Raw genomic sequence first — 17,044 nt, 5'->3', positions numbered from 1 at the left:
GTCGACCGGCATTGGTAACGTGCCGGGAATCGGCCTAATGCCACTTCACTGGAGATAACGTTGCGCACAATTCTTTCCGGTCTGGCCATCCTGCTGGCCGCAACCGCATTCGGTGGCGCCGCGACGGCCGCTCCCGTGCATGCCATCTCAATGCACGGCGAGCCTGCCCTGCCCGCGGACTTCAAAAGTTTCCCCTACGTCAACCCCGATGTAAAGAAGGGCGGCAAGATTTCCTACGGCGTGGTCGGGACCTTCGACAGCGTCAATCCCTTCATCCTGAAGAGCATGCGCACGACAGCGCGCGGCATGTGGGATCCAGAATACGGCAATCTCGTCTACGAATCGCTGATGCAACGCTCCCGCGACGAGCCGTTCACGATGTACGGCTTGCTCGCCCAGACGGTGGAATGGGACGACGACCGGACGTTCATTCAATTTAACATCAACCCGGATGCCCGCTGGGCGGACGGGCAGCCCGTAACGGCTGATGATGTCATCTTCACCTTCGAACTGATGCGCGACAAGGGCCGCGTTCCCTTCAGCAACCGAATGGCGAAGGTGGCGAAACTAGAGAAGGTCGGCGACCTCAGCGTCCGCTTCACCTTCACCGAAGATGCTGACCGCGAGCTGCCGCTGCTGCTCGGGCTTTCTCCGGTTCTGCCGAAACATGCAACCGATGTGGCGACCTTCGACCAGACAACGCTCAAGGCCCCGCTTGGCTCGGGCCCCTATCGCGTTGCTGAAGTCAAGCCGGGCGAACGGATCGTCTATCGCCGCAACCCGGATTATTGGGCCAAGAACCTTCCTTCCAAGGTCGGATTCGACAATTACGACGAGATCTCCGTCGAGTATTTCCTGCAGGAAAATTCCCTCTTCGAAGCCTTCAAGAAGGGCGAAATCGACATCTACCCGGAAGGCAGCGCCACAAAATGGGCGCGCGGCTACGATTTTCCGGCCGTGCGCTCTGGCGATGTCGTCAAGGAGACGTTCACACCGAAGACGCCTTCGGGCATGCTGGGCATCGTCTTCAACACCCGCAAGCCGATGTTCGACAACCTCAAGCTCCGCCAAGGCTTGGCGCTCGTCTTCGACTTCGAGTGGGTCAACAAGAACCTGTTCGACAGCGCATACACCCGCACCCAGAGCTACTGGCAGAACTCGACGCTTTCGTTCCTAGGCGCGGCAGCCGATGACCGCGAACTCGGGCTGATCGGCGATGCGCGCGAACAGATCAACCCGGCGATCCTCGACGGCACCTACCGCCTGCCGGTGACGGATGCCTCCGGCCGCGACCGCAATGTGCTGCGCGTTGCCGTCTCGCTGTTGCGCGAGGCCGGCTATCAGATCAAGGACGGCAAGATGGTCGACGCCAAGGGCGCACCGCTTGCCTTCGAAATCATGAGCCAGAATGCCGGCCAGGAGAAGATCGCCCTTGCCTACCAGCGCTTCCTGGCGCCGCTCGGCATCAAGGCCTCCGTGCGCACGGTCGACGATTCGCAGTATCAGCAACGCAGCCAGTCGTTCGACTACGACGTCATTATCAAGTCCTTCCCGTCCACGCTCTCGCCGGGCATCGAGCAGGTGGGGCGCTGGACCTCGCAGTCGCGCGATCGCCAAGGAAGCGACAACTTTGCCGGCGTTGCCGACAAGGACGTCGACCGGATGGTCGAGAACATCCTGCAGGCCAGAACGACAGAAGATTTCACCGCGGCCGTTCGTGCCCATGACAGGTTGCTGGTCAACAATTCCTACCTCGTGCCGCTCTACCACTTGGATGCCCAGTGGGTTGCACGGCGCAAGCATATTGCCCGGCCGGCCACCGTGCCGCTCTATGGCTACCAGTTGCCCGCCTGGTGGGACGCGAACGCCCAATAAAAGGGTCGCTTCCCTCTACAGCGCCGCGCGTCTTCTCAGACGCGCCAGGGTCGCTGCGGCACTTTGAATTGCTGCATGTTTTATCCTTAAATCGAATGCGATTTAAGGATAAAACATGCAGCAGGAACGCATTGAAAGCCCGATGGAACCGGCTTATCTCGCAGCTTTGTCCAAGAGGAAAGGCATCTCACATCATGCAAACCGTCAGCATCGATATCGTCTCCGACGTCGTCTGCCCGTGGTGCTATCTCGGCAAGGCTAGGCTCGACCAGGCGATCGCCGATGTCGCCTCGGAGTTGCAGGTCGCAGTGCAGTGGCGTCCCTATCAGCTCAATCCCGACCTTCCGCCTGAAGGCGTCGATCACAAGCAGCATCTTGCCGCCAAGCTCGGTGGCCAGGCAGCGGTCGACAAGGCGCATGAGACGTTGAAAGCACTCGGCAATGCCGATGGCATCGCCTTCGATTTCGATGCGGTGAAGATCAGCCCCAATACGCTCGACGCGCACCGGCTCATTCGCTGGGCGGCGACCAATGGCGAAGTGGCGCAATCGGCCGTCGTCAGCCTGCTCTTCAAGGCGAACTTCGAGGACGGCCGCAATGTCGGCGATCAGGCTGTTCTGCTCGATATCGCCGCTGAGGCCGGCCTCGACCGGCCCGTTATCGCAGCGCTCCTCAACTCGGATGCCGACAAGGATGCAGTCAAAGAAGAGATCGGCATGGCACGCGAGATGGGCGTCACCGGCGTCCCCTGCTTCATCCTCGACGGGCAATATGCCGTCATGGGTGCGCAATCGGTCGAAGTGCTCAGCAACGCGCTTCGCGAAATCGCGCAGATGAAGGCTACCGCTTGATTCCCTTAAATCGGAAGCGATTCAAGGAAGTACGCAGAAAAGCTAAAGCAATGGCAAGTCCTCTCGCGCCGCCAAAGGAACAGCGGCGCGAAGGCGATTAAACCTGTTTCGCCAACCCTGCGAGCTGCGTCATCACCATCGCCGCGCCCGAGAGGCGCTTTTCCGGCGTAACCAGCTCGCGCTGGAAGAAGATGCTGTGATCCGGCCTGATCTTCGCCAGCGTGCCCTGCTTGGCGATGTAGCCGACCAGCGCTGCCGGGTTCGGGAATTCCTTGTTGCGGAGCTGCACGACGACGCCCTTCGGGCCGGCATCGAGCTTTTCGACATTGGCCGTGCGGCAGAGCGACTTGATATAGACGATCTTCAGGAGGTGCTGCACCTCGATCGGCAGCGGGCCGAAGCGGTCGATCATCTCCGCGCCGAAACCGTCGATCTCCTTGAGGTCCGTCAGCTCGCCAAGGCGGCGGTAAAGGCCAAGCCGCAGATGCAGATCCGGCACATAATGTTCCGGGATCATCACCGGCGTGCCAACAGAGATTTGCGGCGACCAGCCGGTATCGTGGACCTCTTCCTCACCCTTGAGCTCAGCGACCGCTTCCTCGAGCATCTGCTGATAGAGTTCGAAGCCAACTTCCTTGATATGGCCGGACTGTTCTTCGCCGAGCAGGTTGCCGGCGCCGCGAATGTCGAGGTCGTGGCTTGCCAGCTGGAAGCCGGCGCCGAGCGTGTCCAGCGACTGCAACACCTTCAACCGCCGCTCGGCCGTTGCCGTCAGCGTCTTGTTGACCGGTAGCGTGAACAGCGCGAAGGCGCGCACCTTCGAACGACCGACGCGGCCGCGAAGCTGGTAGAGCTGCGCCAGGCCGAACATGTCGGCACGATGCACGATCAAGGTATTGGCCGTTGGCACATCGAGGCCGGATTCGACGATGGTCGTCGACAGCAGAACGTCATACTGCCCTTCATAGAAGGCGTTCATGATGTCTTCGAGTTCGGTTGCCGGCATCTGGCCGTGGGCGACGGCGACCTTCAGCTCCGGTACATCGGATTTCAGGAAGTCATGGATCTCCGAGAGATCGCTGAGGCGTGGGCAGACATAGAAGCTCTGGCCGCCGCGATAATGCTCGCGCATCAAGGTCTCACGGATCACCAGCGCGTCGAACGGCGAAATGAAGGTGCGCACCGCCATGCGGTCGACAGGCGCCGTGGTAATGAGCGACAGTTCGCGCACCCCGGTCAATGCCAGTTGCAGCGTGCGCGGGATCGGTGTCGCCGACAGCGTCAGCACATGCACGTCCGACTTCAGCTCCTTCAGCCGTTCCTTGTGCTTGACGCCGAAATGCTGCTCCTCGTCGATGATCAGCAAGCCAAGGTTGGCGAAATTGACCGTCGTTCCGAGCAGGGCATGGGTGCCGACCACGACATCGGTCTTGCCATCAGCTACTTCCTTCTTGGTCAGCGCCAGTTCCTTGGAGCCAACAAGGCGCGACGCCTGCTGGATGCGGATCGGCAGGCCGCGAAAACGTTCGGTGAATGTCTTGAAATGCTGCCGCGCAAGCAGCGTCGTCGGCACGACGACAGCAACTTGAACCCCATTCATTGCCGCGATGAAGGCCGCCCGCAGCGCAACCTCCGTCTTGCCAAAGCCGACGTCGCCGCAGACAAGGCGGTCCATCGGCCGCCCGCTGCCAAGATCCTCGCGCACGGCATCGATCGAACTCAGCTGGTCCTCGGTTTCGTCATAGGGGAAGCGCGCGACGAATTCGTCATAGGCTCCATCCTGGGCCACCAGCACGTGCGCATGCCGGGTGTGGCGCTCGGCGGCGATGCGGATGAGACCGCCCGCCATATCGAGCAGACGCTTCTTGAGCTTCGCCTTGCGAGCCTGCCAAGCGACGCCACCGAGCTTGTCGAGAATCGCATCGGTCCCTTCGGACCCGTAGCGGGACAGGAGCTCGATGTTTTCGACCGGGAGAAAGAGCTTGGCGTTGTCGGCATAGACGAGTTCGAGGCAATCGTGCGGCGCGCCGACCGCTTCGATCGTGCGCAGTCCGACGAAACGGCCGATACCGTGTTCGGCGTGCACCACGTAGCTGCCTTCATCAAGGCCCGCGACCTCGGCAATGAAGTCGGCACCGCGCTTGCGCCGCTTGGAGCGGCGGACCATGCGATCGCCGAGAATGTCCTGCTCGCCGATAACAACGAGATCACCCGTTTCAAAACCCGCTTCAAGGCTGAGGACCGCCGCTGCGGCTTCGCCTGACTTCAGCGCGTTGACGTCGGCCAGCGCCTTGATCTGGCGAATATTGCCAAGGCCATGTTCCACGAGAACCTGCAGCAGGCGGTCGAGAGACCCCTCGCTCCAGCCTGATACGACGACCTTGAAGCCTTTGGAGCGCTTCTCAGCGATGTATTTCACCGCCTGGTCGAAGACGTTGACGCGATCGCTCTCCGCCTCGCCTTCGCCGGCGCTCTTTGCCCAGCGCGCACCTTGCCGCGCATCGACGGTGACGACCTGGCGGACCTCGCCTTCCTGCTCGTTGAAGGGCGTGAGCCGGACGGCGCTGCGCTCGACTAGCGCCGCCGTAAATCCTTCCGCGTTCAGATAGAGGAACTCAGGCGGCACCGGCTTGTAGGGCGTGCCCTGAGTGGCCAGCGACCTGCCCGGCGACGCTGCCGTGTGGCGGGCATCGTAGTAGTCGAGAATGAGCTTCGACCGTTCGGCTGCGGCTTCCCGCGCCACATGGTCGGTGACGATGCGAAAGCCTTCGAGATAATCGAAGACGGTCTCGAGGCGATCGTAGAAGAGCGGCAGCCAATGCTCCATGCCGGCGTAACGACGCCCCTCGGAAACGGCCTGGTAGAGCGCATCATCGCGGGTCGTGGCACCGAAGAGCGACAGATATTGCTTGCGGAAATGGCTGATGGTTTCCGGCGTCAGCGACACCTCGCTCATCGGGTTGAGGTCGAGGGAGCGGACCTGGCCGGTCGTGCGCTGGCTGGCCGGATCGAAGGAGCGGATGGTTTCGAGCGTGTCGCCGAAGAAATCGAGCCGCAGCGGATCGCCACTGCCGGGAACGAAGACGTCGAGAATGCCGCCGCGCACGGCATATTCGCCGACTTCGCGAACGGTCGCCACGCGCTCGAAGCCGTTGCGTTCCAGACGCGCCGCGACATCGTCCATGCGCACCTGGTTGCCGGGACGCGCGGAGAAAGCGAGGCTTTCGATCACATCCTGCGGCGAAATCTTCTGCAGCGCGGCATTGACCGTCACCAGCACGATCGCCGCATGCGGCTTCTTGCGGTGGGCGATCAGAGCGCTGAGGGCCGCAAGCCTGCGCGCCGAGGTATCGGCACTCGGAGATACCCGGTCATAGGGAAGGCAGTCCCACCCAGGCAGGGTCAGGACCGGTATATCGGGGGCAACGAACCCGAGGACCTGCTCCAGGTCGGCTATGCGCTGGCCATCGGAAAGAATGTAGGCGATCGGCGCACCGGCGCGGGCCAGATCGGCAAGCACCAGCGCTTCGGCGCCGGATGGAACCGGGCCAATCGTGACTTCACGGGTCGCGGCGACAATCTTCTTCGGGTCAAGGCCAGCCAGCATCGATCTACTTCATCTCTTCGGGGAGCCGCTCGAAATTGGGGCGGTAGGCCGCGATGCGCGTAAACATCGGCGTCTGGTAGCGTTCGGGCACCGGCTTTTCGCCGATGATCCACCTAACGAGATCGTTGTCTTCCTCGCCCATGATGATCTCAAGCTCGTCCAGTTCAATGTCGGACAAGGCGGAAAGCTCGGCTTCTGCAAACTGCCCGAGGATCAGGTCCATTTCGCGTATGCCGCGATGCCAGGCACGAAACAGGATCCGGCGGCGACGCGGATCGAGATCGGCGCTGGTGCGTGAAATGCCAGTCATGGAGATTCCTTCCTGCCGTCCGCGGAGGTACGGTTTGTCGTCATTGGGCTCTATAAACGCTGAATAGATGATTGTCAGCCTTGCAAAACCCCGAATTGTCGTCGCAATTTCATTGCCATGCGCCCTGCCCTGCTCGACCCGCTCTTTTCACCGCTCAACACCCTACCCGGCATCGGCCCGAAGATCGGCGAGCTATATGCCCGACTTCTCGGCCGCGAAAGCATCGAAGACTGCCGCGTCGTCGACCTGGTTTTCCATGCGCCGCATTCGCTGATCGATCGACGGCAGCAGCCAGGAATCGCCAATGCGCCGCAAGGCGTCGTCGTCACGATCACCGGCCGCGTCGATCGCCATCAGCCTCCACCGCCGGGCAAGCAAAACCTGCCCTACCGTATCTTCCTGCATGACGACACCGGTGAACTGGCGCTCACCTTTTTCCGCGTCAAAGGCAACTGGCTGGAAAAATCGCTGCCGGTCGACGAAACCGTGATTGTCAGCGGCAAGGTCGACTGGTTCAATGGGCGGCCGTCGATGGTTCACCCGGACTATATGGTAAAGGCCAGCGAGGCGGACAACCTGCCGCTGGTCGAACCGGTTTATGGCCTGACGGCCGGTCTCTCCGCCCGCATCTTGCGCAAGTCGATCGAGGCGGCCGTCGCCCGCGTGCCTGACATGCCCGAGTGGATCGACGGTGCGCTTGCGGACAAGCAGGGCTTTCAAAGTGCCGCCGACAGCTTCCGCGCTCTGCATGAACCTCGCGACGCCACCGATATCGACCCGCAGGCGCCGGCGCGCCGACGGCTCGCCTATGACGAATTCCTGGCCGGCCAACTCTCCCTGGCCCTTGTTCGCCAGCGCCTGCGCAAGGTTACCGGGACGCCGGTGCATGCGACAGGCAAGCTGTCAGGCCCTGTCACCGCCGCACTGCCCTTCTCGCTGACCACGAGCCAATCGACTGCGATTGACGATATCCTCAAGGACATGGCCGGAAACGACCGGATGTTGCGGCTGCTGCAGGGCGACGTCGGCTCCGGCAAGACCATGGTTGCACTGATGGCGATGCTGGCGGCGGTCGAATCGGGCGGCCAGGCCGTGTTGATGGCTCCGACGGAAATCCTCGCCCGGCAGCATTTCGCTACGCTGTCGAAAATGGCTGCACCCGCAGGCATTACGATGGATGTTCTGACGGGACGCACCAAAGGCAAGGAGCGCGACGCGATCCTGGAGCGCATTGCCTCCGGCGAGACGCGGATCGTGGTCGGCACACACGCCCTGTTCCAGGATACGGTCAACTACGACCGGCTGACGCTTGCGGTCGTCGACGAACAGCACCGCTTCGGCGTCCACCAGCGCCTGCGCCTGACCGCCAAAGGCATCTCACCCCATATGCTGGTGATGACGGCCACGCCGATCCCCCGCACGTTGGTGCTAGCGGCCTTCGGCGACATGGATGTCTCCAAGCTGACGGAGAAGCCGGCGGGTCGAAAACCCATTCAGACGGTTACCATCCCGACCGAGCGGACCGACGAAATCGTCGACCGCCTCGCTGCAGCCCTCAAGGAGGGCAAGAAAGCCTATTGGATCTGCCCACTCGTCGAAGAATCCGAAGCGATCGACGTCATGTCAGCGGATGAACGTTATCAGGGTCTCTCCAAGCGCTTCGGCCGGGATGTCGGTCTCGTGCACGGCCGGATGAACGGCGCGGAAAAAGACACCGTCATGCTCGCCTTCAAGAACGGTGAAATCCGCCTGCTCGTGGCCACGACCGTCGTTGAAGTCGGCGTCGACGTGCCGGATGCCACCATCATGGTGATTGAACATGCGGAACGCTTCGGCCTGGCGCAATTGCATCAGTTGCGCGGCCGCGTCGGCCGTGGCGACGAAGCATCGACCTGTATCCTGCTCTACAAGAGCCCGCTGGGTGAAACCGGCCGGGCAAGGCTTTCGATCCTGCGCGACAGCGAAGATGGCTTTCTGATCGCCGAGGAAGATCTGAAGCTGCGCGGCGAAGGCGAACTGCTGGGAACGCGCCAATCCGGCACGCCCGGCTTTCGTATCGCCAGCCTCGAAGCGCATGGCGATCTGCTCGAAATCGCCCGCAAGGACGCGGCCTATCTGATCGAGCGGGATCCTGATCTTACATCGCCCCGTGGGGAGGCGCTTCGAACCCTGCTCTATCTCCACCGCCGCGACGAAGCGATCCGCTTCCTGCGCGCCGGCTGAAGCCTCAGGCGCTCTTCTGCTGGGCGATCTGGAGCGGTGGAGCGTTGGCGAGCGGCTTGTAGTCCGGTGCGACGAGACCGCCAGAAATCAAGAGCTTGGCCGCATCCTCGGCGCTCATTTCAAGCGGAATGATCTTGTCGCGGGGTACGAACAAAAGGAAGCCAGCGGTCGGGATCGGTGTCGGTGGCAGGAACACGGTCACCATATCCATGCCACGCTCGGAGAATTTGGCGGCGACTTCGCCTTTGACATCCGTGGCGATGAAGACCAGCGACCAGAGGCCGGGGCTCGGATATTCGATCAAGCCCGCCTTCTTGAACGAGGACGACTGCTCCTGCAGCACCGTCTGGAAGATCTGCTTCAACGACTTGTAGATGGTGCGAACGAGCGGCGTCCGGCTGACGAGCGATTCGCCGAAGGCAACGATCGAGCGACCGACCAGATTGGCTGTGAGGAAGCCCACCAAGGTGATGACGATGAGTGCGACCAGAAGCCCGAATCCGGGAATAGCCACAGGCGAATAGGTATCCGGATTATAGAAATTCGGCAGGTAGGGCTTCACCCATCCATCGGCCCACTCGATGAAGGTGCGCACCAACCAGACGGTGATGGCCAGCGGCGCGCAGATAATCAGCCCCGTCAGGAAATAGTTCCGCAACCGGGTCGCAATATAGCCGCTCTTCGAATTTTCGCCCATGCCTCTTCCGTTTAAACCTCACTCAGTGCCGAAAGCCGGATGATAGGCAACCGTACCTGTCGGTACCGCGCCGGAGAAGGCCAGCGCCATGAAGTATTGCGGCGCACAACCTGGGAATACAAGTGAAGATTCGTGTCGGAATCTGAACTTTTGGTAATAGTCGGGATCGCCCACGACCACACAGCCCAAGGCGCCGTCAGCGGCAAGCATCGCTAGCCCTTCGCGGATGAGCCGACTGCCAATCCCGTTTGCCTGGCGCTCCCGCATGACGGCCACCGGGCCAAGCCCAAACCAGCCTGCTGCCGGCGGCGTAAGGGTCACCGGCGAGAAGGCAACGTGGCCGACGATCTGACCTTCCTCTTCGGCGACGAGCGAGAGCATCAACGCGCCCTCGCCCCGAAGGCGTTCGATGATGAAGGGTTCGCTCTGGTCGCTGTGCGGGTGCCCCTCGAATGCGGCGGCCGTCACGTCGTGGATCGCCTGTTCGTCGCCCGCTCGCTCCGGCCGTATGATGATCATTCGACCGTCACCGATTTTGCCAGGTTGCGCGGCTGGTCGACGTCGGTGCCCATGAACACGGCCGTGTGATAGGCGAGCAGCTGGATCGGCAGCGAGAAGATCATCGGCGCAATGATCTCGTCGACATTCGGCAGAACGATCGTCGCCATCGTCTCGAGCTTCGAGGCGGCCGCCCCCTTTTCGTCGGTGATCAGGATGATGCGTCCACCGCGGGCTGCCACCTCCTGCATGTTCGACACGGTTTTTTCATAGAAGCGGTCGTGCGGGGCGATGACGATAACAGGCATGTTTTCGTCGATGAGCGCGATCGGACCATGCTTCAATTCACCGGCGGCATACCCCTCGGCGTGGATATAGGAGATTTCCTTGAGCTTCAGCGCGCCTTCCATCGCCAGCGGGAAGCTGGTGCCGCGACCGAGATAGAGCACGTCGCGGCACTTCGACAGTTCGCGCGACAGCATCTCGATCTTTGGCTGGATGGCGTTCAGCACCTGGCCCATGATGCGCGGCATTTCCGCGAGGTGGCGAACGAGTGTCTGTTCTTCATCGGCCGAGACAGTGCCACGGGCGCGGCCGGCGCCGATCGAAAGGGCGGCGAGCACCGCCAGCTGGCAGGTAAAGGCCTTGGTCGAGGCAACACCGATCTCAGGACCGGCCAGGATCGGGAACACGGCATCGGATTCGCGCGCAATGGTCGATTCGCGGGTGTTGACGACCGCGCCGATCGTCAGGCCATGGTCCTTGCAGTACCGAAGCGATGCCAACGTATCGGCGGTTTCGCCGGACTGCGAGATGAACAGCGCGGCCGACTGCGGCGACAGCGGGATTTCCCGGTAGCGGAACTCGGAGGCGACGTCGATTTCGACCGGCAGGCGGGCGTAACGCTCGAACCAGTATTTGCCGACGAGGCCGGCGAGATAGGCGGTGCCACAGGCGGAGATCGCCAAACTTGGTACACCGGCAAAATCGATTGAAGCCGTTGTGGCCTTCACCCGGTTTGCGGCAAAATCGATATAGTGGCCGAGCGCATGCGAGATCACCTCCGGCTGCTCATAGATTTCCTTTTCCATGAAGTGCCGGTGGTTGCCCTTGTCGATCATGTAGGCGGCAGCCATCGAGACCTGCCGCGGGCGGTCGACGGCATTGCCGGCGAGATCGAAGATATGGGCGCCGTTGGCGCCGATCACGGCCCAGTCGCCATCGATCAGATAGGTGATCTCATTGGTAAACGGCGAGAGCGCGATGGCGTCGGAACCCAGGAACATCTCGCCCTTGCCGTGGCCGATCGCCAGCGGCGGGCCGTTGCGGGCCGCCATGATGGTAGACGGGTCGTCCTGAAACAGAATGGCAAGCGCATAGGCACCTGTTACACGCTTTAGCATCGCATGCATGGCTTCACGCCGGCCGAGGCCGTCGCGACGGAACTTTGCCAGAAGATGCGCCACGACTTCCGTGTCGGTCTGCGTCTCGAATGTCGCACCGTCGGCGATCAGTTCGTCCTTCAGCTCGGAGAAGTTCTCGATGATGCCGTTGTGGACCACGGCAACGCCATCGGTGAAATGCGGATGGGCATTGCGCTCGGTCGGGGCGCCGTGCGTCGCCCAGCGGGTGTGGGCGATGCCGATCATGCCGGCCAGCGGCTCCTCGCGCAGCCGGGCCTCCAGATTGACCAGCTTGCCTTCCGCCCGGCGGCGCTCAAGCGTACCGGCATTGATGGTCGCAACGCCGGCCGAATCGTAGCCACGGTACTCCAGGCGCTTCAACGCATCGACAAGTCGCTCCGAGACCGGCTGGTTTCCAACGATGCCAACAATTCCGCACATAGTCGTCTCCAAATTCGTCCCGCGCCGTTTCGACGCCCCAATCGACAGCGCGGAAGTCCCGCCCGGCGCGTTGCCTTGGTAACGCATTTGCCGGACGAGGCAATCCGCCCCCGATTTCACTTTCGGTTTCAGTATTTAACGCGAACCTACTCGGCTGCCTTGGCCGCCTTTTTCGCGGCCTTCTGTGCCTCGTAGCGTTCGCGCAGGATACGCGCCCTGCCCGGCTTGATCTCCTGTCGTGCGCGGCCGAAGGCCACGGCATCGGCCGGCACATCCTCGGTGATGACACTGCCGGAAGCAACCAGCGCTCCGTCACCGATCGTCACCGGTGCAACCAGCGAGGAATTCGAGCCGACGAAGGCATTCTCGCCGATGCGGGTCTCGTGCTTGTTCACGCCATCATAATTGCAGGTGATCGTGCCTGCACCGATGTTGGACCCGGCCCCGACGAAGGCATCGCCGATATAGGTCAGATGGTTGACCTTGGCGCCGGCGCCGATTTCCGCCTTCTTGACCTCGCAGAAATTGCCGACCTTCGACTTTTCGCCGAGATCAGCCCCGGGGCGCAGACGTGCATAGGGTCCGACCGTTGCGCCGGCGCGCACCGTCGCTCCCTCGATATGCGAGAACGCATGGATGATGGCGCCGCTCTCGACGCGAACGCCCGGGCCAAACACGACATTCGGCTCGATCAGCACGTCCTGCTGCAGTTCCGTGTCCCAGGCGAGGAAAACGGTCTCCGGCGCGATCATCGACACACCGGACAGCATCAGCTCATGCCGGCGGCGCTGCTGCCAGAGCCGCTCGATATAGGCGAGTTCCGCCCGGGTGTTGCAGCCGGTCAGCTCTTCCTCTGGCGCCTCGACGGCGATGGCGCGGCCGCCGATCGCCCGCACGATCTCGACGAGGTCGGTCAGGTAGTACTCGCCCTTGACGTTGGCATTGCCAATACGATCGAGCAGATCGAGCGCCTTGTGCCCATCGATCGCCATCAGGCCGCCATTGCAATAGGTGATGCGGCGTTCTTCTTCGGTTGCGTCCTTGTGCTCGCGGATCGCGATCAGCGCGCCGTCCTCGACGATCAGCCGGCCATAGCCCGAAGGATCGGCGGCCTCAAAGCCGATGACCACCACATCGTTGCCGGCGGCCAGGCCGTCGCGCGCCGCCTTGAGAGGCTCAGGCGTGATCAGCGGCGTATCGCCAAAAACCACCAGGATGTCATCAAACCCCTTTGATATCGCCTCGCGCGCCGCCAAAACCGCATGTCCCGTTCCGAGCCGCTCCTTTTGCAGGAACGAAGCGATCGATACGCCGTCGATGCCGGCAGCACCTGAAACAGTTTCGGCGTCGCGCCCGACGACGAGAGCGACGTCGGAGATCGATGCACTCGACAGGGCGGCAACCACATGGGCGATCATCGGCCGGCCGGCCACCGGATGCAGCACCTTCGACATCGACGATTTCATCCGCGTGCTTTCACCCGCAGCCAGAACAATCGCCAGGCAACTCCGTTCCATCCAATGATCTCCTTGGTCTTTTTCTTGAGAACCAGATCCGGTCGCCCGATTCGGCCCCTTCCTATCAGCAACATATTGCGGGAAGCATAATTCACACAATCACGTCACGTTAACCCGCTTAAAACCCGATGATGGCATAAGGAGAAGCGGAGCCTGCCTCGGCAACCCATGCGCGTGCCTCGCTCCCCCGGGGAGAGAAGCAGTAATGCATGCCAGCACCGATCTCGACGCAGCGGCAAAGCCGTTCAACATTGCTCGGGCTGCAATCCGGTCGCCGCTTGCAGCGCTCGTTCTGGCGCTCATCCTCCTGTCGCTGCTTCTCACGGTCACGATCCCGCAGCCGATCGGCCCGATGTTCTGGGATCATTATCTTTATCTCGACGCCGCCAATCGCCTTGCTGACGCGCAGATCCCCTCGGTCGACTTCTTCGCACCGGTCGGGGCGCTCGGCTACTATCTCTTTGCAATCTTGCTGTCGGTTTTCCCGAACGGCCATCCCTTGCTGCTGGCCAGCTGGTGCCTTCTCATCGTCACCGGGCCATTGATCGGCCTGGTGGTGCTCGACATCCAAAAGCGTTCGCGCGCGCTGGCCTACACCATCCTGTTGCCGTTCCTTCTCTTTTCCATTCTCCCGTTCAACACCGGCGACTTCTACCCCTATCCGGGATCCGACGGCTTCGGCATCTACAACCGTCAGGTCTGCCAACTGCTTTACGTGCTCGCAGCGGCGCTGATCTATGTCCGCAATCCACGTACCCTCGCTGTTGTTGCCGCGGGAGCGATGATCGCACTTTTTTTCGTGAAGATCACCGGCGCAATCGCCGGTGTCATCCTGTGCTTGATGGCATTCGCGGCCGGACGGCTCGGCCTGCGCTCGGCGGTCACCGCGGCCCTGATCTTCTTCGGCATTCTTGCCGCTATCGAACTGTCGCTCGGCGCGGTATCGGCCTATGTCGCCGACATTCTGGCTTTGGTCGACGTCAATGACGGGATCCTGTTGGCGCGCCTGCTTCAGGCTGCATCGCTCAACGCCGGACTGCTTCTGCCCGCAGGCATTCTCTGCCTCGCCCTCTTCTTTTCCGCGTTGCCGGCCTATTCCATGTCAATGCGGGACGCTTGCCGACGGCCTTCGATCGCTGCCATTCGCAAAGTCTTCGATCAGAATTTCTTGTGGCTCGGTGCCTTTGTCGTTGCCGGCATCCTGTTTGAGAGCCAGAACACCGGCAGCCAGGCCTTCATCTTCCTCTACCCGCTGCTTCTCAAGATCACACTCGATTGTGTCGCGAATGGCTCATCCAGGCGGCAGACCATTGCGGTTTTTATCCTCGCCATCGCGGCGGCGCTGCCACCTATGACAACTGTCGTCCAGAAGAGCGCGCGCGCGTGGATCGGCGCCGTCAACAATATCCGGATCGAGAGCCGCAATCTGAAAACCATGGGGGCTGTCAATGTCCGCCCGATCCTCTCGCTGCGGGCCGAACGGATGCGAGACACCTATCTTGCCGAGCCAGGCGCCTTTGAGGCACTGGCCGACATGGGCGAATTGCCGTCATTCCTGCTTTACAGCGATTTCGACTTCCAGACCGGCTGGCTGACGAATGTCGATGATGCCATCGATGCATTGCGTACCTATGAGCACGCCAATGGCGTTCGCTTCGACACGATCCTCAATATCGATTTCGCCAATCCGTTTCCGTGGCTGATGGATCGCCACGCGCCGAAACGCGTCGCCATCGGCGCAGATCCGTTCCGCGCAATCCCGCCACCGGACTTGGAGGTGCGCGCGGCAGTCGCTGCCGTGGACATCGCACTCGTGCCGACCTGCCCGAGCACAAACGTCAACAGGACGCTGCTGTCGCTCTACCTGCCGAGCCTCGAGGCTGGCCACACGCGCATCACGCTGACGCCCTGCTACGACGCATTCGTCCGCAACGGCCTGCGCCCCGGCGAAACGGCCGCCGGTTCATAACGATCACGCCTGCGGCCTCAGTCTGCTCTCGGTCAGAAGCCCGCTTTCCTCCAGGATGGGATAGGCGACCGAGGCTATATGGGCGTTGATGCGCTTCAAATCACGCAGCATGTCGAGATGCAGCGAGCTGGTCTGAAGACTTTCCAGCAGTCCGTCCCGCAGCCGCTCGATATGCCGTTCGGCCGACCGCTTCTCCATGTGGCGGACATTGACCTTTACCTCGATCAATTGCCGGGCGAGATCGGCGTTGCGGGTGACGAAAATGGTCTGAGCAACCCTGAGATTGTCGATCGTCAGGTTGAAGAGGCTCTTCAGCTCCTGATAGCCGTCCTCGGAGAATTTCAGGCCGTTGTTGACCTTCTTGCCGATTTGCTCACAGAGCCCCTTCTCGATGATATCGCCCATATGCTCGAGGTTGATGGCGTAGTCGATGATAACGATCGAGCGGCGGCCATCTTCCGGGCTCAGGCCATCGCGCCCCAGGCGCGATAGGAAAATCTTCACTTCCTGCTGCAGCAGATCGACCTGCTTTTCGAACTTGCCGACATCGCGGATCTCGGACAGATCGTTGTTGTTGAAGGCGGTCTGGGCGCGGATCAGCATCATCTCGATCAGGTCGCCGACCCGCAGCACTTCACGCGTCGCGCCTGAAAGCGCCATGACCGGCGTATGGAGCACGTTCTCGTCGAGGTAGCGCGGCCCGGTTTCGTCCGTTTCGTTATCGGGGATGAAGCGGATCATCAGCCGCGACAGCAGGCCGGCAAACGGCCAGGCAAGGATCGCCACGGCTAGATTGAATGCCAGGTGGATGTCCACCGGCAGGTTCTGCTTCGGCAAAGGCAGGCTTTGCAAGAGCTCGACGCTGACACCGGTCAGAGGCAGCGCGATCAGACATCCGATGGCGCGGACCACGAGATTGCCGAGCGTGACCCGTCGTGCTGACGGCGCCGAAGACAGCGTCGCCATGACAGGCGGGATCGCCCCGCCAAGATTGGCGCCGAGCACCAGCGCAACCGTCAAGCCGACGGAGAGAATGCCGGCCGTAGAAAGGGAAAGCACCAGCATCACCACGGCAAGGCTGGAGGATGAGGCGAAGGCAAGGCCCGCGGAGATGATCAATGCCACAGGCCAGGCGCTATCGAGCATGCCGAGAAACGCGGCCAGCGCCTCGGATTCGCGCATCGGCTCGGTCGCCAGGCCAAGCAGATGCAGCGACAGCAACATCAGGCCAATCCCGACAAAGGCCGCACCAAGACCCTGCCGGGCGTTCGAGCGGCTGACGCGATGCAGCACGACGCCCACCAGAATGATCATCGGCGACAGCCATTCGATGCCGGTGGCGACAATCCAGGCGGTGATCGCCGTGCCGACATTGGCGCCAAGCAACACGATCTGCGCCATGCGCGAGCGAATGAGCCCCTTTTCCACGAAGGATGAGGTCATCAATGCCGTCGCAGTCGAGCTTTGCAGAGCAATCGTGGCGACGAGACCGGTCATGAACGATCGGGTCGGGCCGCTCGTTCCCTGTGCGAGGCCAGCCCGCAGCTTCGCCCCGAAGGCGCGCGTGACCCCTTCCTTGACCAGGGAAAGGCCGAACAGCAGCAGTGCTACCGCTCCGAACAGGTTGACCATCACGATTGTCGATTGCATGGC

Annotated in this window: 11 protein-coding genes; 4 read left to right on the top strand and 7 right to left on the bottom strand. The window is 61.9% G+C overall.

The window, feature by feature from the left end; all coding sequences use genetic code 11:
- Window positions 1–60: 60 nt before the first annotated feature.
- Both J3R84_RS06970 and J3R84_RS06965 read left to right on the top strand, forming a co-directional pair.
- Window positions 61–1,875: an extracellular solute-binding protein gene (locus J3R84_RS06970; protein WP_025427012.1), complete on the top strand. Its 1,815-nt coding sequence runs from the start codon at window positions 61–63 to the stop codon at window positions 1,873–1,875.
- A 194-nt stretch (window positions 1,876–2,069) separates the two neighbouring features.
- On the top strand, window positions 2,070–2,726 hold the full coding sequence (locus J3R84_RS06965) for a DsbA family oxidoreductase (RefSeq protein ID WP_025427011.1): 657 nt from the start codon (window positions 2,070–2,072) through the stop codon (window positions 2,724–2,726).
- A 97-nt stretch (window positions 2,727–2,823) separates the two neighbouring features.
- Here the strand turns inward: J3R84_RS06965 and mfd are convergent, their stop codons facing one another.
- Together mfd and J3R84_RS06955 are read right to left on the bottom strand one after the other, a co-directional pair.
- Window positions 2,824–6,333, bottom strand: coding sequence for a transcription-repair coupling factor (gene mfd / locus J3R84_RS06960; protein WP_203527192.1), 3,510 nt, complete (start codon window positions 6,331–6,333; stop codon window positions 2,824–2,826).
- Between the two features lie 4 nt (window positions 6,334–6,337).
- On the bottom strand, window positions 6,338–6,643 hold the full coding sequence (locus J3R84_RS06955; RefSeq protein ID WP_025427009.1) for an FAD assembly factor SdhE: 306 nt from the start codon (window positions 6,641–6,643) through the stop codon (window positions 6,338–6,340).
- Between the two features lie 117 nt (window positions 6,644–6,760).
- Between J3R84_RS06955 and recG the strand changes: the two genes are divergently transcribed.
- On the top strand, window positions 6,761–8,866 hold the full coding sequence (gene recG, locus J3R84_RS06950; RefSeq protein ID WP_025427008.1) for an ATP-dependent DNA helicase RecG: 2,106 nt from the start codon (window positions 6,761–6,763) through the stop codon (window positions 8,864–8,866).
- A 4-nt stretch (window positions 8,867–8,870) separates the two neighbouring features.
- Here the strand turns inward: recG and J3R84_RS06945 are convergent, their stop codons facing one another.
- The 4 genes from J3R84_RS06945 to glmU form a co-directional block, all read right to left on the bottom strand.
- Window positions 8,871–9,563 (bottom strand): DUF502 domain-containing protein, encoded by a 693-nt coding sequence (locus tag J3R84_RS06945; protein ID WP_025427007.1) that lies wholly within the window; start codon window positions 9,561–9,563, stop codon window positions 8,871–8,873.
- A gap of 18 nt (window positions 9,564–9,581) precedes the next feature.
- Window positions 9,582–10,079 (bottom strand): GNAT family N-acetyltransferase, encoded by a 498-nt coding sequence (locus tag J3R84_RS06940; RefSeq protein ID WP_025427006.1) that lies wholly within the window; start codon window positions 10,077–10,079, stop codon window positions 9,582–9,584.
- Window positions 10,079–11,905 (bottom strand): glutamine--fructose-6-phosphate transaminase (isomerizing), encoded by a 1,827-nt coding sequence (gene glmS / locus J3R84_RS06935; protein ID WP_025427005.1) that lies wholly within the window; start codon window positions 11,903–11,905, stop codon window positions 10,079–10,081. Before glmS ends, J3R84_RS06940 begins: the two co-directional genes overlap by 1 nt.
- 146 nt (window positions 11,906–12,051) lie before the next feature.
- On the bottom strand, window positions 12,052–13,422 hold the full coding sequence (glmU, locus tag J3R84_RS06930) for a bifunctional UDP-N-acetylglucosamine diphosphorylase/glucosamine-1-phosphate N-acetyltransferase GlmU (protein ID WP_025427004.1): 1,371 nt from the start codon (window positions 13,420–13,422) through the stop codon (window positions 12,052–12,054).
- Between the two features lie 205 nt (window positions 13,423–13,627).
- Here glmU and J3R84_RS06925 point away from each other — a divergent pair, with 205 nt between their 5' ends.
- Window positions 13,628–15,391: a hypothetical protein gene (locus J3R84_RS06925; RefSeq protein WP_025427003.1), complete on the top strand. Its 1,764-nt coding sequence runs from the start codon at window positions 13,628–13,630 to the stop codon at window positions 15,389–15,391.
- Window positions 15,392–15,394: 3 nt separating this feature from the next.
- On the opposite strand, the gene J3R84_RS06920 is transcribed toward J3R84_RS06925, so the two are convergent.
- Complete coding sequence (locus J3R84_RS06920) at window positions 15,395–17,041, bottom strand: Na/Pi cotransporter family protein (RefSeq protein ID WP_203527194.1); 1,647 nt, start codon at window positions 17,039–17,041, stop codon at window positions 15,395–15,397.
- Window positions 17,042–17,044 lie beyond the last annotated feature (3 nt).

It is taken from the genome of Ensifer canadensis (assembly GCF_017488845.2).
Lineage (GTDB): Bacteria > Pseudomonadota > Alphaproteobacteria > Rhizobiales > Rhizobiaceae > Ensifer > Ensifer canadensis.
The sequence above is the reverse complement of the archived record's forward strand: the minus strand, read 5'-3'. Positions and strand labels throughout refer to the sequence as shown.